The organism is Glaesserella parasuis (genome assembly GCF_002015085.1).
Taxonomy (GTDB): domain Bacteria; phylum Pseudomonadota; class Gammaproteobacteria; order Enterobacterales; family Pasteurellaceae; genus Glaesserella; species Glaesserella parasuis.
The window spans coordinates 14,839-40,332 of record NZ_MUXW01000031.1; the positions used below are offsets into that span (position 1 = coordinate 14,839).

General features: G+C 41.1%; 42 protein-coding genes and 1 pseudogene. 32 read left to right on the top strand and 11 right to left on the bottom strand.

What is annotated here, in order from left to right:
• The first annotated feature begins 35 nt into the window (after positions 1-35).
• From B0183_RS07760 to B0183_RS07880, 27 genes and pseudogenes are all read left to right on the top strand, one after another.
• A complete protein-coding gene (locus tag B0183_RS07760) occupies positions 36-242 on the top strand; it encodes a tail protein X (RefSeq protein WP_021115823.1) in 207 nt (68 codons plus the stop codon).
• Positions 233-469: a phage holin gene (locus tag B0183_RS07765; RefSeq protein WP_052323615.1), complete on the top strand. Its 237-nt coding sequence runs from the start codon at positions 233-235 to the stop codon at positions 467-469. Before B0183_RS07760 ends, B0183_RS07765 begins: the two co-directional genes overlap by 10 nt.
• Positions 453-977, top strand: a complete 525-nt coding sequence (locus tag B0183_RS07770; protein WP_035522662.1) for a lysozyme — start codon at positions 453-455, stop codon at positions 975-977. The genes B0183_RS07765 and B0183_RS07770 overlap by 17 nt, the downstream gene beginning before the upstream one ends.
• Positions 962-1,429, top strand: a complete 468-nt coding sequence (locus B0183_RS07775) for a hypothetical protein (protein ID WP_078208610.1) — start codon at positions 962-964, stop codon at positions 1,427-1,429. The genes B0183_RS07770 and B0183_RS07775 overlap by 16 nt, the downstream gene beginning before the upstream one ends.
• Positions 1,332-1,538: pseudogene (gene lysC / locus B0183_RS13120) on the top strand (Rz1-like lysis system protein LysC); the annotation flags it as partial. The gene B0183_RS07775 and the pseudogene lysC, both read left to right, overlap by 98 nt.
• A gap of 99 nt (positions 1,539-1,637) precedes the next feature.
• Entirely contained in the window at positions 1,638-1,805 is a 168-nt protein-coding gene (locus B0183_RS12340) for a hypothetical protein (RefSeq protein WP_021110836.1), read from the top strand.
• A complete protein-coding gene (locus B0183_RS07780) occupies positions 1,783-2,235 on the top strand; it encodes a hypothetical protein (RefSeq protein ID WP_021110837.1) in 453 nt (150 codons plus the stop codon). Before B0183_RS12340 ends, B0183_RS07780 begins: the two co-directional genes overlap by 23 nt.
• A 115-nt stretch (positions 2,236-2,350) precedes the next feature.
• Positions 2,351-2,569, top strand: coding sequence for a TraR/DksA family transcriptional regulator (locus tag B0183_RS07785; RefSeq protein ID WP_075630890.1), 219 nt, complete (start codon positions 2,351-2,353; stop codon positions 2,567-2,569).
• Positions 2,566-3,042, top strand: a complete 477-nt coding sequence (locus B0183_RS07790; RefSeq protein WP_078208611.1) for a phage tail protein — start codon at positions 2,566-2,568, stop codon at positions 3,040-3,042. The genes B0183_RS07785 and B0183_RS07790 overlap by 4 nt, the downstream gene beginning before the upstream one ends.
• Complete coding sequence (locus tag B0183_RS07795; protein ID WP_078208612.1) at positions 3,042-3,503, top strand: phage virion morphogenesis protein; 462 nt, start codon at positions 3,042-3,044, stop codon at positions 3,501-3,503. Before B0183_RS07790 ends, B0183_RS07795 begins: the two co-directional genes overlap by 1 nt.
• A gap of 193 nt (positions 3,504-3,696) precedes the next feature.
• Positions 3,697-6,132 carry a tape measure protein gene (locus tag B0183_RS07800; RefSeq protein ID WP_078208613.1) on the top strand — a complete coding sequence of 812 codons (2,436 nt, stop codon included), beginning with the start codon at positions 3,697-3,699 and terminating at the stop codon, positions 6,130-6,132.
• 94 nt (positions 6,133-6,226) lie between these two features.
• Complete coding sequence (locus B0183_RS07805) at positions 6,227-6,424, top strand: hypothetical protein (protein ID WP_021113101.1); 198 nt, start codon at positions 6,227-6,229, stop codon at positions 6,422-6,424.
• Positions 6,405-6,779, top strand: a complete 375-nt coding sequence (locus B0183_RS07810; RefSeq protein ID WP_021110841.1) for a hypothetical protein — start codon at positions 6,405-6,407, stop codon at positions 6,777-6,779. The genes B0183_RS07805 and B0183_RS07810 overlap by 20 nt, the downstream gene beginning before the upstream one ends.
• 113 nt (positions 6,780-6,892) lie before the next feature.
• The gene (locus B0183_RS07815) at positions 6,893-7,090 is read left to right on the top strand and encodes a hypothetical protein (RefSeq protein ID WP_021118249.1); all 198 of its coding nucleotides are present in this window, start codon (positions 6,893-6,895) and stop codon (positions 7,088-7,090) included.
• Positions 7,091-7,215: 125 nt separating this feature from the next.
• Positions 7,216-7,788 carry a phage baseplate assembly protein V gene (locus B0183_RS07820; RefSeq protein ID WP_078208614.1) on the top strand — a complete coding sequence of 191 codons (573 nt, stop codon included), beginning with the start codon at positions 7,216-7,218 and terminating at the stop codon, positions 7,786-7,788.
• Positions 7,788-8,129 carry a GPW/gp25 family protein gene (locus B0183_RS07825; RefSeq protein ID WP_021110844.1) on the top strand — a complete coding sequence of 114 codons (342 nt, stop codon included), beginning with the start codon at positions 7,788-7,790 and terminating at the stop codon, positions 8,127-8,129. The genes B0183_RS07820 and B0183_RS07825 overlap by 1 nt, the downstream gene beginning before the upstream one ends.
• Complete coding sequence (locus tag B0183_RS07830) at positions 8,126-9,040, top strand: baseplate assembly protein (protein ID WP_035522644.1); 915 nt, start codon at positions 8,126-8,128, stop codon at positions 9,038-9,040. The genes B0183_RS07825 and B0183_RS07830 overlap by 4 nt, the downstream gene beginning before the upstream one ends.
• The gene (locus B0183_RS07835; protein WP_021110846.1) at positions 9,030-9,569 is read left to right on the top strand and encodes a phage tail protein I; all 540 of its coding nucleotides are present in this window, start codon (positions 9,030-9,032) and stop codon (positions 9,567-9,569) included. The genes B0183_RS07830 and B0183_RS07835 overlap by 11 nt, the downstream gene beginning before the upstream one ends.
• 8 nt (positions 9,570-9,577) lie before the next feature.
• Positions 9,578-12,079: a phage tail-collar fiber domain-containing protein gene (locus B0183_RS12505; RefSeq protein ID WP_078208615.1), complete on the top strand. Its 2,502-nt coding sequence runs from the start codon at positions 9,578-9,580 to the stop codon at positions 12,077-12,079.
• 9 nt (positions 12,080-12,088) lie between these two features.
• Entirely contained in the window at positions 12,089-12,652 is a 564-nt protein-coding gene (locus B0183_RS07845; protein WP_078208616.1) for a DUF4376 domain-containing protein, read from the top strand.
• Positions 12,639-12,908: a hypothetical protein gene (locus B0183_RS07850; protein ID WP_035524125.1), complete on the top strand. Its 270-nt coding sequence runs from the start codon at positions 12,639-12,641 to the stop codon at positions 12,906-12,908. The genes B0183_RS07845 and B0183_RS07850 overlap by 14 nt, the downstream gene beginning before the upstream one ends.
• Positions 12,909-13,011: 103 nt before the next feature.
• Positions 13,012-14,181 carry a phage tail sheath protein gene (locus B0183_RS07855; RefSeq protein ID WP_021115806.1) on the top strand — a complete coding sequence of 390 codons (1,170 nt, stop codon included), beginning with the start codon at positions 13,012-13,014 and terminating at the stop codon, positions 14,179-14,181.
• A 55-nt stretch (positions 14,182-14,236) separates the two neighbouring features.
• Positions 14,237-14,746, top strand: a complete 510-nt coding sequence (locus B0183_RS07860) for a phage major tail tube protein (RefSeq protein WP_021113117.1) — start codon at positions 14,237-14,239, stop codon at positions 14,744-14,746.
• A gap of 51 nt (positions 14,747-14,797) precedes the next feature.
• Entirely contained in the window at positions 14,798-15,133 is a 336-nt protein-coding gene (locus B0183_RS07865; RefSeq protein WP_042905885.1) for a phage tail assembly protein, read from the top strand.
• A gap of 8 nt (positions 15,134-15,141) precedes the next feature.
• On the top strand, positions 15,142-15,261 hold the full coding sequence (locus tag B0183_RS07870; RefSeq protein WP_071610269.1) for a GpE family phage tail protein: 120 nt from the start codon (positions 15,142-15,144) through the stop codon (positions 15,259-15,261).
• 76 nt (positions 15,262-15,337) lie between these two features.
• Positions 15,338-15,775 (top strand): phage tail protein, encoded by a 438-nt coding sequence (locus tag B0183_RS07875; protein WP_021113040.1) that lies wholly within the window; start codon positions 15,338-15,340, stop codon positions 15,773-15,775.
• Positions 15,772-16,914 (top strand): phage late control D family protein, encoded by a 1,143-nt coding sequence (locus B0183_RS07880; RefSeq protein ID WP_078208617.1) that lies wholly within the window; start codon positions 15,772-15,774, stop codon positions 16,912-16,914. Before B0183_RS07875 ends, B0183_RS07880 begins: the two co-directional genes overlap by 4 nt.
• A 16-nt stretch (positions 16,915-16,930) precedes the next feature.
• On the opposite strand, the gene B0183_RS07885 is transcribed toward B0183_RS07880, so the two are convergent.
• Positions 16,931-17,155: a hypothetical protein gene (locus B0183_RS07885; protein ID WP_062924433.1), complete on the bottom strand. Its 225-nt coding sequence runs from the start codon at positions 17,153-17,155 to the stop codon at positions 16,931-16,933.
• Positions 17,156-17,188: 33 nt separating this feature from the next.
• Complete coding sequence (locus B0183_RS07890) at positions 17,189-17,971, bottom strand: hypothetical protein (protein WP_078208618.1); 783 nt, start codon at positions 17,969-17,971, stop codon at positions 17,189-17,191.
• A 200-nt stretch (positions 17,972-18,171) separates the two neighbouring features.
• Between B0183_RS07890 and B0183_RS07895 the strand changes: the two genes are divergently transcribed.
• Positions 18,172-18,528: a hypothetical protein gene (locus B0183_RS07895; protein WP_062924431.1), complete on the top strand. Its 357-nt coding sequence runs from the start codon at positions 18,172-18,174 to the stop codon at positions 18,526-18,528.
• 177 nt (positions 18,529-18,705) lie between these two features.
• On the opposite strand, the gene B0183_RS07900 is transcribed toward B0183_RS07895, so the two are convergent.
• From B0183_RS07900 to B0183_RS07945, 9 genes are all read right to left on the bottom strand, one after another.
• Entirely contained in the window at positions 18,706-19,158 is a 453-nt protein-coding gene (locus tag B0183_RS07900; protein WP_078208619.1) for a hypothetical protein, read from the bottom strand.
• Positions 19,158-19,607 carry a hypothetical protein gene (locus tag B0183_RS07905; RefSeq protein ID WP_078208620.1) on the bottom strand — a complete coding sequence of 150 codons (450 nt, stop codon included), beginning with the start codon at positions 19,605-19,607 and terminating at the stop codon, positions 19,158-19,160. The genes B0183_RS07900 and B0183_RS07905 overlap by 1 nt, the downstream gene beginning before the upstream one ends.
• Positions 19,608-19,632: 25 nt before the next feature.
• Positions 19,633-19,938, bottom strand: a complete 306-nt coding sequence (locus tag B0183_RS07910) for an excalibur calcium-binding domain-containing protein (protein WP_078208621.1) — start codon at positions 19,936-19,938, stop codon at positions 19,633-19,635.
• Between the two features lie 21 nt (positions 19,939-19,959).
• Positions 19,960-20,292 (bottom strand): hypothetical protein, encoded by a 333-nt coding sequence (locus tag B0183_RS07915; RefSeq protein WP_021113041.1) that lies wholly within the window; start codon positions 20,290-20,292, stop codon positions 19,960-19,962.
• 10 nt (positions 20,293-20,302) lie between these two features.
• Positions 20,303-21,454 (bottom strand): hypothetical protein, encoded by a 1,152-nt coding sequence (locus tag B0183_RS07920; protein WP_062924426.1) that lies wholly within the window; start codon positions 21,452-21,454, stop codon positions 20,303-20,305.
• A gap of 8 nt (positions 21,455-21,462) precedes the next feature.
• Positions 21,463-21,870, bottom strand: coding sequence for a helix-turn-helix domain-containing protein (locus tag B0183_RS07925; RefSeq protein WP_078208622.1), 408 nt, complete (start codon positions 21,868-21,870; stop codon positions 21,463-21,465).
• A 474-nt stretch (positions 21,871-22,344) separates the two neighbouring features.
• The gene (locus B0183_RS12160; protein WP_131826769.1) at positions 22,345-22,656 is read right to left on the bottom strand and encodes a hypothetical protein; all 312 of its coding nucleotides are present in this window, start codon (positions 22,654-22,656) and stop codon (positions 22,345-22,347) included.
• A gap of 235 nt (positions 22,657-22,891) precedes the next feature.
• Positions 22,892-23,272 carry a hypothetical protein gene (locus B0183_RS12165; protein ID WP_043896102.1) on the bottom strand — a complete coding sequence of 127 codons (381 nt, stop codon included), beginning with the start codon at positions 23,270-23,272 and terminating at the stop codon, positions 22,892-22,894.
• A 157-nt stretch (positions 23,273-23,429) separates the two neighbouring features.
• Positions 23,430-23,822 (bottom strand): hypothetical protein, encoded by a 393-nt coding sequence (locus tag B0183_RS07945; protein ID WP_078208624.1) that lies wholly within the window; start codon positions 23,820-23,822, stop codon positions 23,430-23,432.
• Between the two features lie 193 nt (positions 23,823-24,015).
• Between B0183_RS07945 and B0183_RS12170 the strand changes: the two genes are divergently transcribed.
• The 4 genes from B0183_RS12170 (at position 24,016) to B0183_RS07960 (ending at position 25,487) form a co-directional block, all read left to right on the top strand.
• A complete protein-coding gene (locus tag B0183_RS12170) occupies positions 24,016-24,288 on the top strand; it encodes a hypothetical protein (protein WP_131826770.1) in 273 nt (90 codons plus the stop codon).
• Positions 24,289-24,363: 75 nt separating this feature from the next.
• Positions 24,364-24,684: a hypothetical protein gene (locus B0183_RS07950; RefSeq protein WP_021113112.1), complete on the top strand. Its 321-nt coding sequence runs from the start codon at positions 24,364-24,366 to the stop codon at positions 24,682-24,684.
• Positions 24,685-24,693: 9 nt separating this feature from the next.
• Positions 24,694-25,119, top strand: coding sequence for a hypothetical protein (locus B0183_RS07955; protein WP_021115791.1), 426 nt, complete (start codon positions 24,694-24,696; stop codon positions 25,117-25,119).
• Positions 25,120-25,265: 146 nt separating this feature from the next.
• Positions 25,266-25,487: a hypothetical protein gene (locus B0183_RS07960; RefSeq protein WP_021113116.1), complete on the top strand. Its 222-nt coding sequence runs from the start codon at positions 25,266-25,268 to the stop codon at positions 25,485-25,487.
• Positions 25,488-25,494: the final 7 nt, after the last annotated feature.

Sequence of the window (25,494 nt, forward strand, 5' to 3'; positions counted from 1 at the left end):
CTCAAACGTAAACGTTGGACATCGGAGCTTATCTAATGATTTTAACCGCAACCCAACACGACACACTCGACCAACTGATTTTCAGGCATTACAGCAGAACGGCTGGCTTGGTGGAAATTGCATTGGAATACAATCCGCAACTGGCAAATGTGGCAATTTTGGAAATGGGGCAACGGGTCGAAATGCCAGACATCACCACCACAACCACGATTACCAAGCAAACGGTGAGCCTATGGGATTAATCAAAATGGATAGAAATGACAACACGTCACTATTGGGGGCATTCGTGACCGTTTTAACCAGCCTAAACCTTCCCGATTGGGGCGTGATTATGGGGATTTTATTCGGCTTGTTTACCCTATTGATGAATTGGTACTACAAAGACCGAGAAATCAAACTGAAAGAAAAAGCCCTTGAACGTTACAAAATCAACTTAAAGGACATTTTAGACGATGAACAAAAATCTTAAATTCGGCGGAGCGATGGTCTGCGGTATCGGTGCAATTATCGGCTTAGTACAGCTTAATCACCCTGAAATCCGCACCAGTCAAAAAGGCTTAGACATTATCGGCAACGTTGAGGGGTGCAGACGAGATCCTTATGTTTGCCCTGCGAATATACTCACCGTCGGCATTGGCTCGACCGAAGCCACAAGCGGTAAGATTGAACGCAAAATTTACAGCGACAAAGAAATTGCTGACCGCTGGGCAAAAGATTTAGCCGAAGCGGAACGGTGCGTAAACCGCTACGCCAACGGCAAAAAAATGCCACAAGGGGCGTTTGATGCTTTGACATCTATTACCTTCAATGCAGGTTGTGGAACAATGCGACATTCGACCTTGTTCAAACTCGCCAATCAAGGTTACAGCCCTGCAATGTGTGAACAGTTTAGTCGTTGGGTTTATGCCAATGGCAAAAAACTGCGTGGCTTAGAAATCCGACGTGAAAAGGAAAAAGCATTATGTTTAGCATTATAAGCGGTATGATTGAGAAAAGTTTTGGCAAAGCGATGATTATCGCCTTGCTGATTGGTGTCTGCATTAATGCCTTTCTCTGTTATGAACGCAAAACACTGCAGGCGGACAACCAATCCAAACAAGAAGAAATTGCTTTAGTGCGAGCGGATAACCAAAGCCTAGCCAACCAGCTAGAACAGGCAAACCAACATATTCTGCAGTATCAAAAGCAGGTGGATAAATTACATCAACAAGTTTTAACTAAGCTCACCCAAGCGGAGAAACGCACCAATGAAATTTTACTTGAACTGGAAAACAATTCATCTTGGAGCTATCAGCCTGTGCCTACTGACGTTAGTCGGTTGCTCAACCAAAGAAGCGGTACAGTATCGAACAGTAAAGCCAATTCCGCTACTTTGCCCCCAAATAAAACAGTGCCACAGCCCCAAGTTCGAGATAAAGACCAACGCTGATCTTGCAAAATCCCTCGACCAAAGTTTAACGACCATTGAGCTTTGTCAGGTGGAAATTCAAGGCTGGGAAGCGTGTGTGGAAAGTTACAATAAGCGCATTCAAGAGTAATGATTGCCCCGAATAGTCGGGGCTTTTTGTTGACAGCTGAAAATAAAAAGCCGACAATGCAGAATATATTGTACGTTTTCTATGTAATGGAGGGACAATATGAATAAAAATGCACCTTATATTCGTGAAATTGTTGAACGCACAAAACAAGTTGGTGGCACACGAATTGTCGGTAAAACCAAAGAAGAAATTCAAAAAAATGCTATGTTGGTACTACAACAACAATTAAAACAATCAAATCAAAATGTTAGAACGCAAACATATTAAATTTGTTGAAATCCATCGCCTGTTTACTGAAATTAGCCTTGCTTTAGGTTTTAGTGAACAGGATATTGAAACCCATTCGGCAAATTTGGCAGAATTAATCGCCTTATGGCAACAACAGCAATTTGTTGAAATTTACATTGAAAACCAAGATCGCCTATTTGGTCGGGCAAAAGATAGTAGCTTATCTTATGGTGCTTCGCCCTATTATATCGGTTTATACCACGCTCGCCTAAGTTATACTGAAAACGATCCACTTGTTGTCCTTACTTTTGAATATGAAGATAACCCAGAAGAAACAGCTGTATCGGTTCGTTTTATGGTAGATCACGACACTTTATTTGGAACCAAAGAAGAGAAATATATTCAACAAAGAATGAAAGCTATTCGAAAACGGATTGATGATTTTATTCAGCTAGGTAATCAGAAATAATCATCGCCCCGACCCATCGGGGCTTTTTGTTACCACCAAATCCACACCCACAACCATTCGCCCCACCTTTGCCAGTTGCTCACAATATCGCTATTTAACTCAACGAGAAAAAGCGATGAAAGACCAAATTGACCGAGCCAATGAGCTTGCCGAAAAAGAAAGAGAGTTCGCCCTTGCAAAACTTCGCAACAAACCGACCGCTTACAGCCTGACCCATTGCGAAGATTGTGATGAACCAATCCCCGAAGTTCGTCGCCAAAACGTGCAAGGTTGCACCCGTTGCATTGAGTGCCAACAAATTTACGAATACAAACAAAAAGGCTATCGCAAATGATTAAACCTGACAAACTGCGTGACCTGCTCACCAAAACCATTCCTTATTTTGCGAAAAATCCCGAACAGTTACAGATTTACTATGCCAACGGCAAAATTTGGACGACAGGGGCGACATCGCTCAGTTACCAATATCATTATGACTTAGAAATTGTGGTGGAAGATTTCCCAGAACACCCCGATTTGCTGTTTGTGCCTGTGATGGAATTTGTCCGCTTGCAACAACCGGAGCTGATGACCAATCCGAACAAACAGGACAGCATCACCTTTGAAATTGACCCAAACAACAACGCCACCCACGACATTTACATCAAAATACCGCTGACCGAACGTGTTATTGTCAAACAAGAAGGCGATCATTACCAAGTTCACCACGCCGAAGAGCCACAACCGACCGAATGGCAAGCAATGGAACGTCTGACAATTTTTGTGAAAGGGGAAAAGGTGTATGAGCAAATGGGAGCGGTGGAATAATGGCGACAGACGACATTATCAAGGTTAAATCAGCGTTTAATGCGTTGCTCAAAAATATCAGCAAACCACGGCGACGCTTGCTATATCAACAAATCGGGCGTGAATTGGCTCGTAGCCAACGCAGACGCATTACCGCACAGCAAAATCCTGACGGCACGGCGTACACTCCACGCAAAGTACAACGTAAAAAACGCAAGGGAAAGATTAAACAAAATGCGATGTTCTTAAAATTGAAGTCGTCCCGATTTATGAAGTTAAGAACCGCTGGGGATAATATCGAGTTGGGTTACAGTGGCAGTGACGCACATATTGCACAAATTCACCAATACGGGTTAAAAGGTCGAGTGGTGAGAAGTGCAAATTGGAAGGTGAAATACGATCAGCGTGAGTTGTTAGGCTTTACCGATGAAGATATTGAAATGATTGAAAATTTTGTGATTAAGGCGTTGGCTGATGGTTAGCTATTTGCAAAAAAACGGTCGAGTATGACCGCTTTAGGCTTTAAAAAAGGTCATAGATAGTTTTGATTAGCACTTTAAAAAATTCACATATTTCCGCAATGAATACATATATAACACTAATCAATATTAGCCAACCTAAAAAATCGATAAGTGAAACTAACATATTACCCCCTACTCTTGATAAGGACACTATATGAGCAAAGATTTAAAAATTCAAGTGGTTTTATCTGCGATTGATAAACTTACTGCACCATTTCGTAATGCTACACAAAGTGTACAAAAAACAGCAAAGACATTAAGTGAACATCAAAGCAAGCTAAAATCTTTACAAAAAGAGTATAACAGCAATGAGGCACAGATTAAAAAATATGCTTCAACGCTTAACCCACTCAAGTCTAAATTGAGTGAAAACACATCTCAGCTTGCAAAAGCCTATGCCGAAGTTCGTCGAATGGAAAGTGCAATGAAGGGAATGAACCAGCCAACTGCGGAATTTGCTAAAAAATTAGAGAAAGCAAAGCAAAATGTGGTTCAATTAAAAAGTGAGCAAGCTAAAACAGTAACTAAATTGAGAGAAGCTAGAGCTGAATTTGTTAAAAATGGCTTTAAAGCCTCTGAAATAGCAAATAAGCAAAGCATACTACGCAGAAGTATGCAAAGTGCAAATAACGAAATTGACAAGCAAAAAAGCAAGTTGGAAAAACTTAATGCCGTAAAAGTTCGCAATGAAAAATACCGTGCAAATATTGAAGCATTGAAAAGTGGTAGTGAACGCCTACACAATTTAGGATCTCGCTCAATGATTACAGGTGCTGCTTTAGCTGCTCCCGTTGTTGGTATGGGAAAAGGTGTAGCAAGTATGGCACAAACAGCAGGTAAATTTGAACAATATAAAACGGTACTTGAAACGGTGGAGGGTTCAAGTGAAAAAGCCAATCAAAGTTTTGAATGGGTAAAACAGTTTGCCGTAGATACGCCAGCAAATTTAGATGATGCAATGGAAGCCTTTGTACGATTAAAAGCCTACGGTTTAGATCCAACTAACGGTTTAATGCACACCTTATCAGATACCTCTGCTGCAATGGGTAAACCAGTAATGCAAGCGGTGGAAGCTATTGCTGACGCAGTAACAGGTGAAAATGAACGTTTAAAAGAATTTGGTATTAAAGGTTCTGCCATTAAGGGGACGAATTTTATTGAATATAGTTATACGGACAAAGATGGGAAACAACGAGTAGCAAAAGTAGATAAAAACAACCGTAAACAAATTGAAAGTACGTTACAAGCTATTTGGAACGAAAAATATAAAGGAGCCGCAGAAAAACAATCCAAAACGCTATTGGGTATTTGGTCCAAATTAGGAGATGTATGGACAAACTTTCAAATGCAAGTGATGGATACAGGCGCATTTGATTGGATTAAAGGCAAAATCCAAGGGGTTTTAGATACCTTAGACAAAATGCAACAAAATGGTGAATTACAAAAATGGGCAGAAGCATTTGGTTCCGTGATTATGGAAGTTGCTCAAGGGCTATGGGCATTTGGTGAAAAAGTCTTTACGGTGGTCAAATGGGTTGCTGAATTTGCTAAAGAAAATAAAGGTATCATTGCCACTTTTGTTCAATGGAGTGCTTATATTGGTAGTGTACTCATTATCGTTGGAATACTTAGTACCGCTTTAAGCTTTCTGTTATATCCTGTTTCCCGAATTGCCTTTGGTTTTGTACAATGGGGTTCAAAAGCAAGCATAGTGTTTTCGGTCCTACAAAAGGGAATAAAAATGTTAAGTGTTGCCTTCGCCTCTAACCCAATCGGGCTAGCCATTACTGCAATTATTGGCATTCTTGCCTTACTCTATTTCAACTGGGAAAAAGTCAAAAACGCCATTGGCACAGCGTGGGATTGGCTCAAAACGAAGTTTGCAGATAGCTGGTTTGTGAACGCAATTAACGGAATTATTTTTGCCGTAAACAACTGGAATGTCGTTGTTGATACAGTGACTAAATCCATTGGCAATAAATTTGAAAGCCTGAAAAATACCGTGATGGGATTATGGAATGGCATTACCTCATCTATCACCAACGCTTTTAATAAGGCAATGGAATTTTTAGGGCTTGAAACTCGTATTAATAGTGTCAGTGATGGTGTGGGTAAAGTGGCAAGTAAAATTGTTCCACCTGAACACGTCAACCAAATAGAAAAAACGGCACAAATGGCAGCTAATCAAGGTTTTGCTCAAGGTGGCTACACAGGCAACGGTGGCAAGTACGAGCCGAAAGGCATTGTACACGGTGGCGAATATGTTATGACCAAAGAAGCCACAAGCCGAATTGGTGTGGCTAATCTCAACCGCTTAAATTACGGCGGTGTTGCAGGTATGGCTGCGTTAGCTTCTACGGTGGCACTGGCACAGCCTATGCCTGCGGTAAAAGTGGATAACCGTCCGCTGATTGCCCCAACGCAAATCCAACGACAAACCCCACCGCCTGTTAATCAGTCGGTCAATATCACCGTCAATGCAACCGCAGGACAGAGTGCTGAAGAGATTGTTCGCCTTGTTGCACGGGAACTTGAAAAGCAACAACGCAACGCCCAAGCAAAAGCTCGCAGTCGATATTGGGATAAGTGACCTTGAATGCTTAAAGTGATCTCTTTTGATCTTATTTGACATAGAAAAGGTTATATTTTAGGATATAACCCATTGACAAAATAAGGAAGACCAAATGGAACATTTAAAAAATATCACTAATGGTTTTTGCTCTCTTTTTTCTGCAATTGCTGAACCTAGATCGTATCAACCTATCAGAAATGGTTTTCAGTTAGATAGAGAAAATTTACAATCGGATGTCAATAATGTTATGCAAACGCTAAATCGCAATACACAAAAGGTATATAGACAATATGGCAGCCAAACACGTTAAAGCGCAAGCGAGAGATAGTCGTGGGAATGAAATAGCCATAGCAAGTACAAATTCTGATAGTCCGCTATTACCTGTTGAGCAACTTGAACGATTACATCAATTTCGTCCTGATTTAGTGGATTTTGTAGTAAATGAAACCCAAGAAGAAGCAAAAACAAGACGCAATGAAAACAGAAAAATCAATTTTTATACTTTTATTGAACGTATAATCGGTTTAGTTTTCTCTCTTATCATTGCATTAGTAGGAATACTTGGTGCTATTTACTTAGGTTTAGAAGGTCACGATTGGTTAGCTGGAACACTTGGAACAGTCACAATTGGTACACTTGCTGTAGCGTATTTAAAAAATAAATAACCCTTTATCTTATACTCTAGCCCCGAATTATCGGGGCTTTTGCTTGTAAATTGACAATTTTCTTATTCAACGTTAGGATCCGACAAGTTCCCTTTATGAAGCGGAGAAAAACAATGATTATTTTACAAGCTCAGCCTATGGCACAAGTGCCGCATAATGCAGTATTTGCAGTGGTTGAAACACACCAAAAGCCATTGCGTGAAGTGCCAGCACTCAGCCCACAAGAATATAAAGTTTTTGCGAATGTTGAACGTTATGCCCAGCAAATGACAGAAGAAAGTCTAATGCGGGCAATGGGATTGATTAAATAAGTATTAGCTAAACCCAAGCGACTTCGGTCGCTTTTTTGTTACCACCAAATCCACACCCACAACCATTCGCCCTTTGCTCTCACCTTTCGCACAATATCCCCATTTTTAACTGACGGATTTTTATTGTGCATCACGACCACCCACGCCGATTAGATAACTTGCTACGCCTTGGCACAATAGCCGAAGTGGATTATGCCAACGCCACCGCACGAGTGAAAGCAGGCGGTATTACCACCGACTTTCTGCCGTGGATTACCTTGCGTGCTGGCGATGTAAAAACGTGGTCGCCTGTTAGCGTAGGTGAGCAAGTTTTAATTCTTGCGGTCAGTGGCGAATTTAACTCGGGGATTATTCTTGCTGGTGTTTATGCGTCCAATGCTCCGAGCCAAAGCAAAGATGAGTTTTCTACTCATTTTCCTGACGGTTGTGTCATTCGCTACAACCACGCAAGCGGTCATTTATCGGTGGAAAATTGCAAAACCGCAACTATTCAAGCCACACAAAGCATTACAGCAGATACACCGTCTTTGACTTGCACAGGTGATGTCACTATTCAAGGCACGCTCACAGTGCAAGGGGCGATCAGTACATCAAGTTCAGTGACGGCAAGCGGTGAAGTGAGTGGTAAAGGTATCAATCTCTCCACCCATACACACAGCGGTGTAGAAAGCGGTAGCAAACGAACAGGAACACCATAATGAACCGAAACACAGGCTTAACGATCAGCGATGAAAGCGAGCATATCAAGCAGTCTATTGCTGACATTTTACTGACGGCAAAAGGCTCTCGTGTAATGCGTCGGACTTATGGCAGTAATTTGTATCAGCTTATTGACCGCCCGATTTCCAGTGCCTTACTTCTGCAAATTTCTGCCGCTTGCGTAATGGCGTTAAAAATGTGGGAGCCCCGAATTGATGTGACGGCGTTTAAGGTTGAGATTGCAGACTTAAACCGCCCACATAGTTTAACTGGCACCATTGATGCCACCGTAAAAAGTAGTAACACCAAATTAACGATGACGGATTTAACCTTACGATGAGCCAATTAGTTGATCTATCAAAACTCCCAGCCCCTGATGTCATTGAAGAGCTTGACTACGAAACCTTATTGGCTGAACGCAAAGCCAAGTTTCTGTCGCTTTACCCTGAAAGCGAACGTGCCTTTTGGCAAGCACGGTTAGCGTTGGAGTCGGAGCCGATTACGAAGTTGTTGGAAGAAAACTGTTATTTGCAGTTACTTGAACGCCAACGAATTAACAATGCCGCAAAAGCCACAATGTTAGCTTATGCAACAGGAACAGACTTAGATGTGATCGCTGCAAATTTTAATGTGCAACGAATGATTATACAGGAAGCGGATTTACAAGCTAACCCGCCGATACTCGAAATCAAAGAAAGTGATGAAGATTTACGTTTAAGAGCTCAATTGGCATTTGAAGGCTTATCTGTGGCTGGTCCACGTTCTGCTTATGTATTCCACGCCCTTTCGGCTCATCCTGAAGTTGGCGATGTTTCTGTGGTTTCACCACAACCAGCCTATGTAACCGTGACAATCCTTTCCCGTTTAGGCAAAGGCATACCTAGCCAAGCGGTATTACAAGCGGTTGAAGCAAGGCTAAATGATGACAATGTTCGCCCGATTGCAGATAGAGTGACGGTACAGGCTGCTACTATTCAGGATTATCAAATCAGAGCCAAATTACATATGTTTCGTGGTCCTGAATATGAACCGATTAAACAAGAAGCGCAAAAACGTTTGGAAAAATACGCCTTAGAGCGCCGTCGATTAGGGCGAGATATTACCTTATCAGGTATTTATTCTGCATTGCATATTGAAGGAGTTCAACGGGTCGAATTATTAGAGCCACGAACAGATCTGATTTTGCCCAATAATAAAGCAGGATTTTGTACACAAATTAGCTTAGAAATGGCGGTTTCTGATGATTATTAATCACGCCCCACTTTTACCAAATGGAGCGACTACGCTTGAAAAACGAGCAGCAGAATGTTTACAACAAGCGGTCAGAAATCCGATTGTGATTGCAGATTTAATCAATCCCGAACGTTGTCCAGAACCATTATTGCCTTATCTAGCGTGGGCATTTTCAGTCGATAAATGGGACGAGCAATGGAGCGAAGAAGTCAAACGTATTGCAATTAAAAATGCGTTCCTGATCCATAAACAAAAAGGCACATTAACCGCTATTCGACGTGTCGTAGAGCCTATTGGCTATTTGCTCGAAGTGAAAGAGTGGTGGCAAGAAACACCAATGGGAACGGCAGGGACGTTTAAGCTGACCGTTGAAGTGAGCGAAACAGGGTTAAATGAACAAACTTACAATGAACTTGTACGATTAGTCGATGATGTGAAGCCTGTTTCACGCCATTTAACTCTTGCAATTGCTGTTACACCAACAGGCGAAATGAATGTATTTATTGGACAAAATAGCGGTGAGACGATCACCGTTTATCCACAATAGGAAACACTATGGCAAAAACCTATTACTCCGTTTTAACCACCTACGGTTCACAACTTTTTGCAAATGCGATGACAAATCGCCAAGCAGTGAACATTACCCATTTTGCCGTTGGTGATGGCAATGGGCGAGCTGTACAGCCTGATTCTACTCGCACATCACTTGTGAGAGAAGTCCACAAAGCGAGTATCAGTGCAGTCAGTCGAGATCCGAGAAACAATCGCCAAGTCATTTTTGAGCTAACCTTACCTGAAAATGTCGGTGGCTTTTGGATTCGTGAAATGGGGATTTTTGATAATGCAGGGCGATTGGTTGCGATTGCTAACTGCCCCGATACCTATAAACCACGATTAGAAGAAGGTAGTGGCAAAATTCAAGTGTTGCGAATGATTTTATTAGTGAGTTCGTCGGATGCAGTGACATTAAGTGTGGATGATTCAGTGATTTTTGTGACACGGGGACAGTTTACCCCAAAAACCATCACCGCAAATAGTATCAATGGTTTTGATGACACAGGACATTCTCACGCAATTGACACAGCCACTACGTCTCGCAAAGGGATTACCCAACTCACCAACGACACAGGACTAGACTCTGAAGTATTGGCATTAACCGCAAAAGCAGGTAAATCCATTGCTCAGTCTGTGGCACAGTTGCAACTTAGTACAACCAATGCGCTAAATCAAAAAGTCAATAAAACCGACATCAGTAACGCTGTCAATTCCACGTCGCAAACCACAGTGGCTTCTTCACAAGCGGTAAAAACGGCTTATGATTTAGCTAATAGCAAATACACAGCTCAAGATGCCAGCCCAACCCAAAAAGGCTTAGTTCAACTCGCCAATAACCTAACCACCGATGATGCCACAAAGGCGTTGACGGCGGCGCAGGGCAAAGCCCTCAAAGACAAGATTGATGGGATTGAGATTGGGGGGCGGAATTTAATTAAAAATTCTCGGCTGCTAAACGGCACCAATCACTGGACTGTAATTGGGGGACAAGACCTAAGGAATGGCATCGCAGTTTTTAAAAGTTTAGATACATCAACGGAATGGTGGTGGAGGCAAAGTTTTAATCTGCCCGAGAAGCAATATACATTTAGCGCTGAGGTCAAACCCGAAAGAACTGCGTTTTATATCCATCTACAGAATGGGGAGAGATGGCTTAATTTTTATGCAAGAAATTTGACTCCTGGCGTATGGCAAAAAATATCGATTACATTTGTAAGTGCAGTAAGGCAAATTACGTTTGTTAACCCAGGCGAAGGACTTGTCGAATTGCAAAATCCTATGCTTGTCGAAGGTAATCGAGCTATGACTTGGGCTCCAGCCCCAGAAGACGCAGAAGATTACAACCGTCAAAACTACGTCGCCAAATCTGGCGATACGATGACTGGCATACTCAATATCAACCACGCCGCCTCTTATTTAAGAGGTAAAAATAACGATGTGGATGATTGGTTTGTCGGACGAGTTAGGGATAATGACAACGACGTGGCGCTTGTGTCATATCAATACAGTACCGGCGTCCACCTCAAGGCGGACAGAGTTGAGAGCAACAAGGCCATCTATCATGGAGCGAATAAAGTCTTTGACGAGGGCAACCTGCTCCCGGTCAAGCAAATCAACTTGCGGTCTCATATTCCTAATACTCAAATTGAGTACCAAAACGCCACGCCCGCAGAGTTGCCTGTGGGTAGCTATATAGGATTTACAACCAATGCGCAGCTAAGTGGCAGCGGCATATTTAGCGGATGGGGTTTTGTCAGCAAAATAGATAATACCCAAGCCTTTCGCCAAGCTGTAAACTTTGATAGGCATTTTGCCCAATGGGGCAACAATGCCAGTGGCTGGGGGAGCGTGCATGAGTACTTTATGCTCCGCCCACGATTAGAAGTAAGCAACCTCAATGACGTCACTGTGTATGGCGTGTACTCCCAAATGGCAAATGCCAACGCTCAGCCTAACCTCAACTACCCTGCACAAGAGGCGGGGACGTTGCTGGTTACGCCATCTGCGTATGGTTATCAGCAAGAGTACACAACCTTTTACAGCAATAAAAAATTTGTGAGAGGCAGAGAAGGCAACAGATGGCTGCTGTGGAAGCAGATTGACGGAGCGGATTGGAGTGAAGTGAGAAATAAGCCAACGACCGCATCAGGTTTAGGTATTAATGATTTTGATAATAGAGTGACAGCGTTATTTACTTATCAAAAAATCGGCAACTTCGAAATCCGCAAATACCCTGATGGGACGATGATTCAAACCTATTTTTATGATGTAAATGATTTGAAAGAGTGGATAGAAAAGCAATTTACTTGGGCTGTCGCTTTTGCTGATAAACCTATGGTGATACCTAAAGTGGAGCATACCTATGGTATAAACAGCGATGTTGGTAGTGCTATTATGAGAAAAAGCACCAATGCTGTTTGTTATTATAAATTATATGAACACAACAGTGAGAATCAAGGTGACTGTCGAGTGCAATTTTTAGGTGTTGGTCGCTGGAAATAGGAGAATACAATGGCAATTTTTTATAAAGACGGTTTTTATAACAACGACCACGGCGGTTTTGTACCTGAAGGGGCTTGTGAAATTTCGGAACAAACCTACCGCTTGTTACTTGAAGGACAAGCTCAAGGTAAGCTAATCGTTGCCGATGATGAAGGGCTTCCGATTTTAGTTGAACCAGCGCCGATGCCTATTGAAGAACAACGCCAACAAACCCGTAATGCCATCAACGCTCTGCGAGATAAGAAAATCAACGGTGGCGTTTATGTGTCAGCGATTGACAAATGGATTGATACTGACGCCACCGCCGAACGCAATATCTTGTCTGTCAAAGCCACATTTGACTTATTCGGTGACCAAGAAATTCCGTGGACCTTCGCCGATAATTCGGTGGCAATGATTAACAAAGAGAAGCTACTGGTTATTTGGCAAGTGTTGATGGAAGCCAAAACGAACAATCACGCTAACGCCTTGAAGCATAAAGCGATGGTGGAGCAAGTAGAAAACCCACTTGAATATGATTATTCGAGTGGGTGGACGCAGACTTATGAGGAGTTTGTAAATGAACAAATCTAAATTGCTATTGTGGTTGTATCACGTTGTGATTGCCATTGACCAACTATTTAACGCCCTAACAGGCGGTGCGGCAGATGAAACCTTTTCAAGCCGTTGCTACCGTGGGGCGATACTTGCCGAGAAGCCACGCAAGCGGTGGCGTTTTTGGTTTGCTTTTATCAATGGGCTGTTTTTTGATAAACAGCATTGCCAAACCGCCTACGAAAGCGAAGTTAAACGCAAGCAATATCCCCCAGAGTTTAGCAAAATCCGCTGATTGTTATCCCCAAATCCACACTTCCAACCGCTCGCTTCAGGGCGGTTTTCTTTTCACAATAGCCTTCAATTTATCCCCTTTTATTTAAACAGAAGGATTTTCTATGGACTATCTACACGGTGTTCGAGTACTGGAAATCAACGAAGGCACACGACCAATTCGAACCATTGCCACCGCAATTATCGGAATGGTGTGTACTGCCGATGATGCCGACAGTGCAACTTTCCCCCTAAATAAACCTGTTTTAATTACCGATCCTGTCGCTGCAATTGGCAAAGCTGGCACACAAGGCACATTGGCACGCAGTCTTGACGCTATCGGTGATTCTGTTAAAACCCCTGTGATTGTGGTGCGTGTTGCCCACGATGAAAACGCCGATACACTCACCGCAAATGTGATTGGTACAGTGACCGATCAAGGCGAATACACAGGCTTAAAAGCCTTGCTGGTGGCAAATACCGTCTGCGGTTTTAAACCACGCATCTTAGGCGTGCCTGAATTGGATAATCAAGCGGTGGCAACGGAGCTTGCCAGTATCTGTAAAAAATTGCGTGCTTTTGGCTATATCAGCTCAAACGGTGCGAAAACCCGTGATGCGGCTATTCAATATGCCCGCAATTTCGGACAACGTGAATTGATGATGATCCACGGTGATTTTGTTTCTTTTGACACTGCAACAAAATCCTACAAACCGAACTCTGCCGTTGCTCGTGCATTGGGCTTGCGTGCCTTGTTAGATAAAACCGTCGGCTGGCACAAAAACCTGTCTAACGTAGTAATTGATGGGGTGACGGGTGTCACTATCCCGATGTCTTTTGATATTCAAGATTCAAGCACTGACGTGAATATGCTCAATGAGAAAAACATTTCCGTGCCAATCAACTTCAACGGCTATCGCATTTGGGGCGGTCGCACCTTATCAAGCGATAAACTTTTTGCTTTTGAGCAGTACACCCGAACCGCTCAGATTATTGCGGACACCTTCGGCGAAGCGTTCGACTGGGCGATTGATAAACCGCTTACACCAAGTTTGGTGAAAGATATGCTGGAAATGATCAACCAAAAATTCCGTTACTGGAAAAATTTAGGTTATATCGTGGACGGCTCGGCTTGGGTCGATGCCGATATTAACACCAAAGACATTATCAAAGATGGTCAGTTCTTTATTGATTATGACTATACCCCGATGCCGTCGTTGGAAAACCTGAATTTACGTCAGCGTATTACCGACAAATACTTGATGGACTTTGCAGCGAAAGTGGCTGCGGCATAAAAATCCCCCCTAGTCCCCCTTTTTCAAAGGGGGGAATGTTGAATAAGGAAAAAATATGGCTTTACCACGATTATTAAAATTGATGAACGTCTTCAATAACGGTTTTGGTTATGAAGGCGTAGCAGAAGAAGTCGAATTGCCGAAATTGACGATGAAGCAAGAAGGTTTCCGCACAGGCGGTATGTTGGGCGAAGTGTCGGCAAATCAAGGCTTAGAAAAATTAGAAATAACCCACAAATACGCGGGCATTGTGCCAGAGTTATTCAAAGGGTTTGCCACAGATACCATTGACAGCGAATTAATTCGTTTTGCGGGTAGCTATCAACGTGACGACACAGGCGAAATTACCGCCGTTGAAGTGTTGGTGCGTGGTCGCCACACAGAGTTAGACGGTGGCAGTAGCAAAACAGGGGAAAAAACCGAAACTACGATTAAATCGGCACTTTCCTACTACAAGCTAACGGTGGACGGCAAGGAATTGATTGAGATTGATTTAATCAATTCGGTGTTCAAAGTGGACGGCAAAGATCGTTATGCACAACACCGTGCGGCGATTGGGCTTTAATATCTAAGATGAAAACGGACACACGCAGTGTGTCCCTACAAGGAAAAAACAATGAAAAAGAAAACTGATCCAAATGTGACAACAGTCAAATTAAAAGCAGGCATTGTGCGTGGTGAACAGACCATTACCGAAATTCAGGTGCGTAAGCCAAACATTCAGGCACTCAAAGGCTTGAAGTTGCTCGATTTAATGCAGTCGGATGTAAACAGCATCATCACTTTACTTCCCCGAATTACCCAGCCGATGTTGCATAAATCCGACATTGACCGCTTAGATGTGGCTGATTTTACTAAACTCACTGGGGCTGTCTTTGAAGTGATGAACTTGAATGAAGATGACATCGAAAGTGACGAAGAGGGAAAGTCCGACTCATCCCTTATTGCGTAGAAGATGCCATTGCTGACATCGCTATTGTGTTCCATTGGCAACCCAATGCCTTTGACGATATGTATCTTGATGAATTAATGCAATGGCGAGAGCAAGCACGAAAACGGACAGAAACCAACGAAGAATAAGACAAGCGGTCGGATAACGAGAAAAATTTGCAAAAAAATCTCAATATCTGACCGCTTGTTATATTAAGGAAATTAAATGCTCCAAAACTCCGCTATGATGTGCCTTGGGTTGTTTGTTTTTATGCGACAAACCGTACCCTACCAAGAAACCAGCCGAGAATTATCGTGGAACCACCCGACAAACAGTGTCGTGGGGAAATTGCCACGCACGCAGTTTACAGGCAAAGCCAGCGAAACGATGACGATTAGCGGCACATTAATCCCTGAACTGACAGGCGGTCGATTAAGTTTAACGGCGTTGGAATTAATGGCAGAGCAAGGCAAACCCTATCCGTTAATTGATGGGGCAACGTTTATGGTGTTAGGCTGGTTTGTGATTGAAAATATCAGCGTGCAAAGTAGCCTTTTCTTTGGTGACGGTGCACCACGTCGCCTTGATTTTTCCCTTTCGCTAAAACGGGTCGATGACTCAATGATGACCGAAATCAGCGACGACATTATGAGCTTACTATGAATTTACTTGATAGATTAAAGCAAAACGGTCACCGTATTCCTGCCTTTCATCTTACCGTTCGACCAAATCCGAAAAAATCCACAGGCGGAACGAAAGACATCACTACTCTACTCTCTCAACGCTTGATGAATTTAACCCTGACGGACAGTCGGGGCTTTGAAGCCGATCAGCTCGATTTTACCTTAGATGATACCGACGGCTTGTTGGAACTGCCGAGCCGTGGAGCGATTTTATCTCTTGGGCTAGGTTGGAAAGATGAAGCCTTGACCTTTAAGGGTGAATACACCGTGGACGAAGTAGAGCATTCAGGCGCTCCCGACTGTGTCACCATTCGGGCAAGGTCGGCGGACTTGCGTGGCAGTTTAATGAACCGACACGAGCGAAGTTTTCACAAAACCACGCTAGGCAAAATCGTGCAACAGATTGCCGACGAAAACCAACTACAAGCGATGGTGGGCGATGAGTACAAAAACCTTGAGATTAAGCATATTGACCAAACGGACGAAAGCTCAATCAGCTTTTTAACTCGCCTTGCCGAAGAACACGATGCGATAGCCACCGTCAAAAATGGGCGATTATTGTTTATTAAATCGGGCAAATCCACCACTGCAAGCGGTCAGAAACTGCCTGAATTTATCCTCACCCGACAAGATGGCGACAGTCACCGCTTTGCCATTGCTGAAGGGGATAACTACAAAGCGGTTAAAGCCTACTGGCACGACACCGCAACGGGCAAGCGTGGCGAAGTGATTATTGATGAAAATACCGAAGTGAAGAAGGTCAATAAAACCACCAAGAAAGGCAAAATCAGCAAAAAGCAGACCACCGTTATTCAGCAAAATAAGCCAGTGGAAAGCGACAATGACCAAATTAAAACCCTACGTCATACCTACGCTACACAGCAAACCGCATTGAATGCTTGTAAACGCCACTTTGAAAAACTACAACGTGGCGTGGCGACCTTTAGCCTAAACCTTGCGGAAGGTAATGCGGAGCTAATCCCCGAAACGACAGTAAACGTGGTGGGCTTTAAAGCCGAGATTGACTCAAATGCGTGGATAGTGACGCAAGTTACTCATTCGATTTCTGAGAACAGCGGATTTACTACGGCGATTGAGTGTGAGTTGAAGGTGGTTTGATATGTGCAGTAAAATATTATTGTTCTATGCGTTTGGATAAAAGCAAATATCTCTTTAATAATTGGTGTAATGTATAGTAACTAAGTGAAGCGAGTACAAAAAACATCGTATATTTAACCGCTTTATTGGGTGCAATATAGATGATTATATCGGTTAAAATAGGGTTGCTTGTGAGTAAAAATAAAGCCACAAACAACCATTTTTTGAATAGATTAAATTGTACTCGTAATTCTTTTTGCATAACTCCCCCCTTGATGTTGGCATTATACAAAAATTATTCGTTCTTATAGAGCCTTATGAGTTTGTTTCTGTCAGCATATCCTGTAATTTGTTTGTTATTTTCGAGTTTATAAATGACTTTTACTCGTTTCTGATTTCCTTTTGGCTCAACTATCATACAAAGCTGAGTTTTATTTAATACAAAATCTACTGATTTATTCCCTTTCGGATATAAATAAATTGGGATACCAGCACGGTGGTTCACTTCCACAAATTTGGCTGCTTCTTTTTCTAGTTGAGATAAAGCCCCACAAATTTCAGAAAAAGGATCATCGGTGACATCTTTATAGATTTCTTTTATGGCAGGGTATGCAGAAATAATCCCAAAGAGAACAACCCATAATAACGTAATTAGTTTTTTTATTTGTTCTAACGATATTGGTTTCTCTTCTGATAGAACATCTGATAATTCAGATAAATTTTGAGAAATTCCCTGAGTATCTATTCCATTTTCTTGTTGTATCAAATTTACGACGGACTGGATTTTGGCAATTGTTTCTTTTAGATTTTCATCGCTTGCCGATTTAAAAATCAGAGGAATTTGACTTTGAACCTGTTTTAAATTTTCAAATTCTGGTGGCAATAGATATCCAGTTGTGATCCCAGAAAGATTTTGAATTTCAACTAAACCTTTTATTTTTTTAAACTCAGGGGGGAGTAAAAAACCTAAGGTTTTTCCACCAAGATTTTGCATCTTGATTAATTTATTTAGCTTCTCAAACTCTGGTGGTAGAGTATAGCCAAGCAATTTTCCACTAAGACTTCTAACTTCTTCCATTATTACCCCTACCCAAACACCCTTTTCAATATTTCCCCAATTCTACTCTTGGTCTGTTTTGTTTCTTGCTGAAATAACGCCACTCGGTTTTTTCGTAGTTAGTGAATAGCCTGATAACACCTACCGCCCATTTTATTTCATTGTGCTTTCCGATATTCTGCGGAAAAACCTTTAACACCGTATTCGTAAAGGAGAAATTTATGTGCGAAAAATCGGAAAAATCACCAGTTTTAAATGTTACATTTAGCAAACGTCGAGGCAAGGTAGCAATAACACTCAATGCTGACGTAGATAGTTTTTCATATAAAAATGTAGGCTACTATAATACTGGATTACAAACGGACGATGGTCAATACATCTACTTACGATTTGAACTTGCATCAAAATTAAAAACAATTGAGCACTTAAACCTAAACCCCAAATATGTGTTGCAAAAACAAACAACATTAAATCGTATTTGGCTCCCCTTTATTCTTAAAGCCGATATTTTTGAAGGCATACTCACAAAGCGTCCTGACGTTATTTTTGTAGACCGTGACACACCTACTGTTTTATAAAAGATATTTTGGGAGAAAATAATGAATTACATCGGTAAACTTATTCGCATTGGTAAAAGTCAAATTATTGAATTAAACAAAGATGTTGGCTGTTTTTTTACGAAAACAGCCCTTACTTTCCGATTGCATATGGGATATATGCCACACGCCAAGACTACGAAGAGCAAGAGTACCGCCTCAAACTAGGGCTTCCAACAGCCACGCTTTTAACATCTCAACCGGTATTGACTGTACCTGAGCTAGAATTGTCTGTTTTTGCGATTGAGATAATGCTTGCACCAACGGCTTTAAACTCTCCGCATCTAGCGTAACCTTTTGCATTTGTAAAATTGCCGACAAGCCACCATCATTTGCAATCAAATCAATGCCCTTTGCTGTCGCTTGATATTCTCCATTAAGCCGTCGAATAAGGGCGTGTTCTTCTAAATAAGCTAAATTCGCTTTTAAGTGGGCGTTAGCAAAACCGTCTTTTGGCTTTTTAATAAAGTCTTGCATTTCGTCCCACGTTTGCACGTTATCCAATTGTTCTTCTATATAAAACCAATAAAGCTCGTCGTCTGACAATGTTTGTGGATAGGCAATTTTAAGTAGCTTCAATAGTCCATTTTGCAACTTGCGATCAATGTCCATTACCCAAACACCCTTTTCAATATTTCCCCAATTTTACTCTTAGTCTGTTTTGTTTCTTGCTGAAATAACGCCACTCGATTTTTTTCGATGGCTAAATCCATTTCTAGTTTAGTGACTTTGGATTTTTCTTCAGAAAGGGAAAGACGGTGGTTTTCTTTTTCTTGGTAAAAGGAGAACAGGATATTTTTAATTTCGTAGAATTTAAGAAATTCTTCATCGTTGAATTTTATAAACATAAAATCGCCACGCATTTGTGTGCAAATGTCTTGAAGGGCTTTGAAAAATTGTGGGTCGGTGGATTTGAACCCCATTAGTTCTTTGGTGAGTTTTTTTCTATCCAAAGGCGAAATAAAATGTTGGTGAATTTCGACTTTGGTTTGTGAATCAATTTTCACGCCATTTGCCATACCTACGGAACCGCTAAAATATTGGTGGCTAACATCGCCCATATTTACTCCTTGGCTAAATAGTTATTTAATTCTTTTGATCTTTGTCGCTCTCGTTACTTTCTTCATTTTCTGAATCATTTAAGAGATTTTGAATAGTTTGTTTCGATTTTTTACTCTGTTTTTTCCCACCTTTGCCACAAACATTTTCACAAGGCACACCATCGCCGTCACGGTCTAACCGTACAAGACCACAGATTTTAAGATGATAATAGGCTTCATCACAGTTCACCATTTCTTTACAGTATCTTTTATCGCAATCGTATTCTTGGGCAAAACTGGGGAATGTAAAGAAAGCAGAACAAACAAATAAAAATACTTTAAACTTTTTCATAACATTCCCCCTTATTCGCTTTTATTGTTTGCAATAGGCTTGACCGAGTACTACCCATTCACCTGTGCTAACCAATTTTTTAATATCAATGACGTGAACAAAAACGCCAGTATCTTTAAAGCCGTTTTCATATAGAACAAGACAAACATACCCAGCATAACCATCTCGTCTTGTGCCGTCATCAAACACACCTACTTTAAAGGTGGTTGGCGTTGTCCAAATCGCATCTTTCACTTTCGGCTCTTCATCACTTAAGAAAATTTGTTTTACTTTTTCTCTCTGAGCGTCCAAATTGTCTGCTGAAGCTGAAAATGTCAGAAATAATGCACTTAATAACACAAATAATTTTTTCATTTTGGTTCTCCTATTCATTAAAATTTACAGGTTCTTGTTTAATTTTTTTATACGATAGATAACTTAATCCACCCATATTTTTAAATACTTTTAACTCCAATGTAATACCATCAATAACTTTCTTCACTTTGATAGTTTCTTCTTTTTTCATTCTTTTACCTGCAATATCAATCATTGCATTAATTTCTTTAAAGGCTTTATCAGGGTCTGGCATTACTAAGACTGTTGTAGCAAGACCAGCTAAAGTATGCAGAATAATATCATTGTCGTTTACCATTCCAAATTGAAGTGATACCGTTTCTATTTTTTCCCAATCATTACCAACTGCTTCAATAGATACAACTTTATTTAATGGAATTGTATAAGCATTTTTGCCTGACTCTAATTTTCTAATATCAAAGTCGCCATTCATTCCAATTTCTCTTAATTTGGTTTGAATAGTCAATAAATTAAAGTTTAACGGATCAATTACATCTTGCATTGGAATTTCAATTTTTCCAGTCGAAAGTGCTTTTATAATATTTGTAGCGTAAGGGCTATTATAAAATTTACTTGATAAGTTCGATGAAGAATAACCTAGCACTACATATTGATTTTGTTTATCAAAACTAACTAAATCATTAAAATCTTTTGCAGGGCTAAAAGTCTGTAATACGTTTAGGGCTTTTTCTCTTGTTGCCTTAATTTTGGTGTGATATTTTTTAGGAAGTGGCTTATTTGTTTGAACATCAATAGGCACTACTTCTAAAGTAATTTCATCAGTTAAAGTGTTGGTAAATATTCTGTAAAGTGCAGAGAGAAATTCATATCGACTATCTTTTAATGTGATTTCTTCATCTGATTTTGCAATAGTTGGATGTAGCAATATATGCAATGGTTTTTCAGAAACCAGTTTTATATTTTTGTCTTCAACATCATATAAGCTAAGCGCAGAAAACATATCTAAAACGTTGTTGAAAATAACTGTTCCTTTTTCATTTTTAGAAAATGGCACGTCTTTAATCATATTTTCGGGCAATATTGCCTTTATGTCGGGTTCAGATTTTATGGACTCAGTTTGTTGAGATGTATTTGCGTTTGTTTCAGTACTTGCTGATTGCGGTGTATCATCACAAGCTGAGAGAGTTAAGCCTAAAAATGAAAGCATTAGTAGTTTTTTCATAACATTTCCTATTTTTTTATCCCTATAACTTCCCCAACATCACCACTAAACACTTGCTGGTTATTGCCGTTGCCGTGAGCGGTTTGATGTGTGCCACTTTTTGCAAAGTCACCCTCTTCTAGGCTGGTGAGTAATTTTAATTTTTGTTTGAAATCCAATTTGGCAAAGCGTGCTAGAAGTTCGGTTTCCATTTCGTCTTGGGTGTTTTCTTCTTTTCCCAATACTAACCAATCTAAAGTTAGAGAATGGGTATTAGCAAACTCAATAGCTACTTCAAAAGGAAAGTTATTTCTGTTTCTCCAATTTCTTATTGTTGATGATGGTTTGTTGATAATTTGAGCTAATTCATCATCTGTACTGACAGATAAGACTGATTTCATTCGTTCAATAATTGAGCGACTATTTAATATATCCATAAAAAACCCCTTGCAATGTCGCAAAATTGGTTGCAATGTCGCAAAATGAGATATAAAATACTTCACAACAAAGCAAAACCGATCGAAATGGATCGTTTTAATAAAATGTACTAACAATATCAATAAACACAAGGGGTGTCTAGATGGAAAAAGGTGATCTCAGTCACAAAACTGGGAGAAAAATCCGCCCGACGCGTGAAGTGTCTGTGGCGTTTCATATGACGTTAAACGAGGAAGAAGGCATTGCCTTTGAGAAAGAGCGTGAACGTTTGGGGCTCGCCACTAAGGCGGCATTGGGGCGGATGTTAATCCGTCAGGGTTTGGGGTTGGCTGTTTGATGAAAGAAGCCTTAAAGGCAAGGGGGGATAAGGGGAATGTGTGAGAAAGATTGTTTAATGTTCAGCCGTAGCATTTTGGACTTAGCCAAAATGCACGGCGTGCAGTGTGCGGAAAAAGTATTGAATAGTTTAGACACTACGGCTTCAAATGCTGAGCAAGAGCCGTCGTTATCGCAGAGTGCAAAATCTGCTGGTTCTGTTGTAGTAAATTTACATATTCACGTTCCAGCGTTGCATCTTCAGGTAGGGTCTCAAGATGAGCATTTATTTGCGAAAGCTGTTCAGAAAGAGATTGAGACATTGACGTTAGCGATGTCGAAAAATCTTCGAACTTCGTTGAAATAATGAATTTAGCAATAGATGTGGTGTACTGGTTTTGCTGGTAAAGCAGTTCAGAGAGTAGTGCAAGGCGTATTTCTAGTTTTGCAAGTCGAGTTTCAATTGTCATAGTAAGTTCCTTTTTTGAGTGAATGGAAATGGGATTATAAACAAAGGCAAATTTTGAGATCAATTGATGTGTTTAATAGGAGGGAAAGATGAAGCTGAGTGAAGAGACAAAAGGTGATATTTTGGCTGGTCATTCATATTTGAGCTTGTATCTGCTTTTTATTGAATCTCCAGACGGCTACGAACATTGGATTTTTTTAGCGTTGCTCATTAGCCGTTGGTTTTTGTTGGTTTGGTTATACCCTGAACAGTCTAGGAACGATAGTCACACTCACAACAAAAAAGATGAACTTTAACCAAAAATATTGCGAAATGGCTTGGATTTCATCTGTTGCAAAGTTAAAGCCGAGTTGTTGAAGCTCTGTTTGTGAAAAGCTACTAAGGGTAATCGCTACGATACATAAAAGCCTAAGAAACTCTTTAAGCGCTGATACAGGGACTTGTTCAATATGGCGTTTGGTGTATCGGTAGATAAGCTCAAAAGACACAACAAGTAAGCACAGTAGGCGGATTTGCCAATCAAATGTGAACTCTGGTGTAAGTACGTTGTGGTAGTAAAGGAAAGAAGCGCTAAACACAATAGCGTAACCTGATATGTTGATGAGATTAGATTTCATATCGAATTCCTTTTTTGAGTGAATGGAAATGGGATTATAAACAAAGGCAAATTTTGAAAGCAATTAATGTGTTTAACACGAGGAGAAAAGGGAATGTGTGAGAAAGTTAAATGCCCTGTGAGTGCAGGGCTTGCAGAATGGGCGGATATTGGCAGTTTTAGCGAGTATTTACGCTTTCGAAAAAGTTCAGCAAATGACCGTGGAGCGTTTCCAAATCGTCAAGGAGAAAATCATCGTCCGTCTGCTCAATTAATTGAGAGATGTAAGTTGCGTAGCCTTGCAAAGCGTCAATCTGTGATGGTTCGACAAGTTTTTGAAACTCGTCAATCAGCTGAAAATAGCGAGTGCGTAGGGTGTTAAATGTTGCTTCGTCCGTAGCTTGTAGAGCCGTTTCTAAGGCTTGAAAGGTAAGCGGTAATTTGCGTGGGTCGAACTGCAAGCGACTTTTTAAGGTTTTAAGTTGGTCTTTGGTAAGTTGTGCAACAATCGCTTTTGCAAATTGTCGCTCTGGATTAAGCATTGAAATATTTTCAAATTGTGTTGGGTTCATTCTGATTTCCTTTTTTGAGTGAATGGAAATTGAATTATAAACAAAGGTAGGTGATATCAGCAAAATATAACCAAAAACAAACCGCTTGCATATTGGGGAATGTGCAAGGGGAAAACTGAGTTGAAAACGTGGGGGCCGTTGGGGAACGGCAGAAAAAAGTGGAAAAAGGATATCGCCGAAAGGCAGGGGAAAGATGAAAACAAACACGAAATGTCTTAAATGTGGTTCTGCTCTTAGTGTGAGAACATCGACTAATCCGACATTGCAGACCTGTGTCACTATTTTTAGGTGTCATCAGTGCGGTTGTTATGGCAAAGCAATGACTGAGATTGTTGAGTTTTATGAGCCTGAATACCGTGAAGCTGAAGGGTGGCAGTCAGCGACTAAACCGCTAAATCAGCTTGATAGACAGACTGTTGATATGTTCGCACCAGAATATACACATTCATCTGATTTCAAATATTAATCTTTAAATTGTGTAAAAAATCGCCTTTTTATTAAAGGGCTGGTTTTTTGCACCCTGAAAACAGGAGTTTGAACAATGAGTAAACAATTTAGACGTAATCAACGCTGGCGTATGAACAGACAGATGAAAGACCGCCGTCGGTTAAATCTGTTTTTGGTGGAAAAACGTGTGCGTCATTTGGAAGGTCGTCAGGAAGTGGTGACGCTGGATTTAGAGAATACCCACGATTTATTGACGGCGCTAGAAACAAAGGTGGCAACGTTGGTGGCTGAGAAGAAAGCCCGTGAGCAAGCAGAGAAAGAGTTGCAATGGGTTGCCTATCCAAAACCGAAAAGCCTTGTTTGTCGTTTGTGGCAGTGGTTGCTTGGGGTGTTGTGTAGTAAGGGTAATCCGTAGGGGTGAACGATGACACGGTCAGAATGGGAGGCTTATCTCAAAGCTCAAGAAGCGGAAGGGGTAAAGCAGGTGCAAAATTTGAAAGCTAAAGGGTTGAAGGGTTGGGCGTTGATCGATCAGTTTGTTGCTGGTCGAGTATTAGCCAGCCAAATTTGCCCTGAGAAACCTGAGCTGAACCGTGTCGATAGAGCTTTTTTAAGTCTGGATTATCTGCAACGAAGACGTTTATTAGGTATGGCAAATTTACTTGCACAAGAGCAAGGGCAATCCGTGGAAATCAATGCAAATAAGCCTCTTGATGAATTTAAACAAGCGGAACGTGCGTGGATTGCCTGTGCTTTGCGAGAAATGCGAGAGATTAGCGGTAAATTCGGGCAGAACCTGAAATTTTATGAGTTCCACGAAACAGCAAAACGGAAGGGAAATTATGAATAGCGAGCAACAATTTTATGATTTATAAAAAATCTATTGGCAGGTGTACAAGCAATATGGGCAAGCGACAACGGAGCAAGCTAGGCAAACACAGTGGGGTAACCTACGAAGATTATTCGATATCGGGCTGGAAATGAGAGAAAACAGTTATGGCAACATCAATCATCACATTAGATCAGTATTGCATTGAGCAACGTAGCCAAGGCGAGCAAACCGAATATGTGTTGTGGAAAGGTGATGCCTTTATCGCAAAAGCCGATAACGTGACCTATGTGTTAGATGCGTTACTTGATGACTTTAAGGCGTTACGCCAAACCACGATGCAACGGGTTAATAACCCAAAAATTAAAATTACGATGGCGATTAGATAGGAGATAA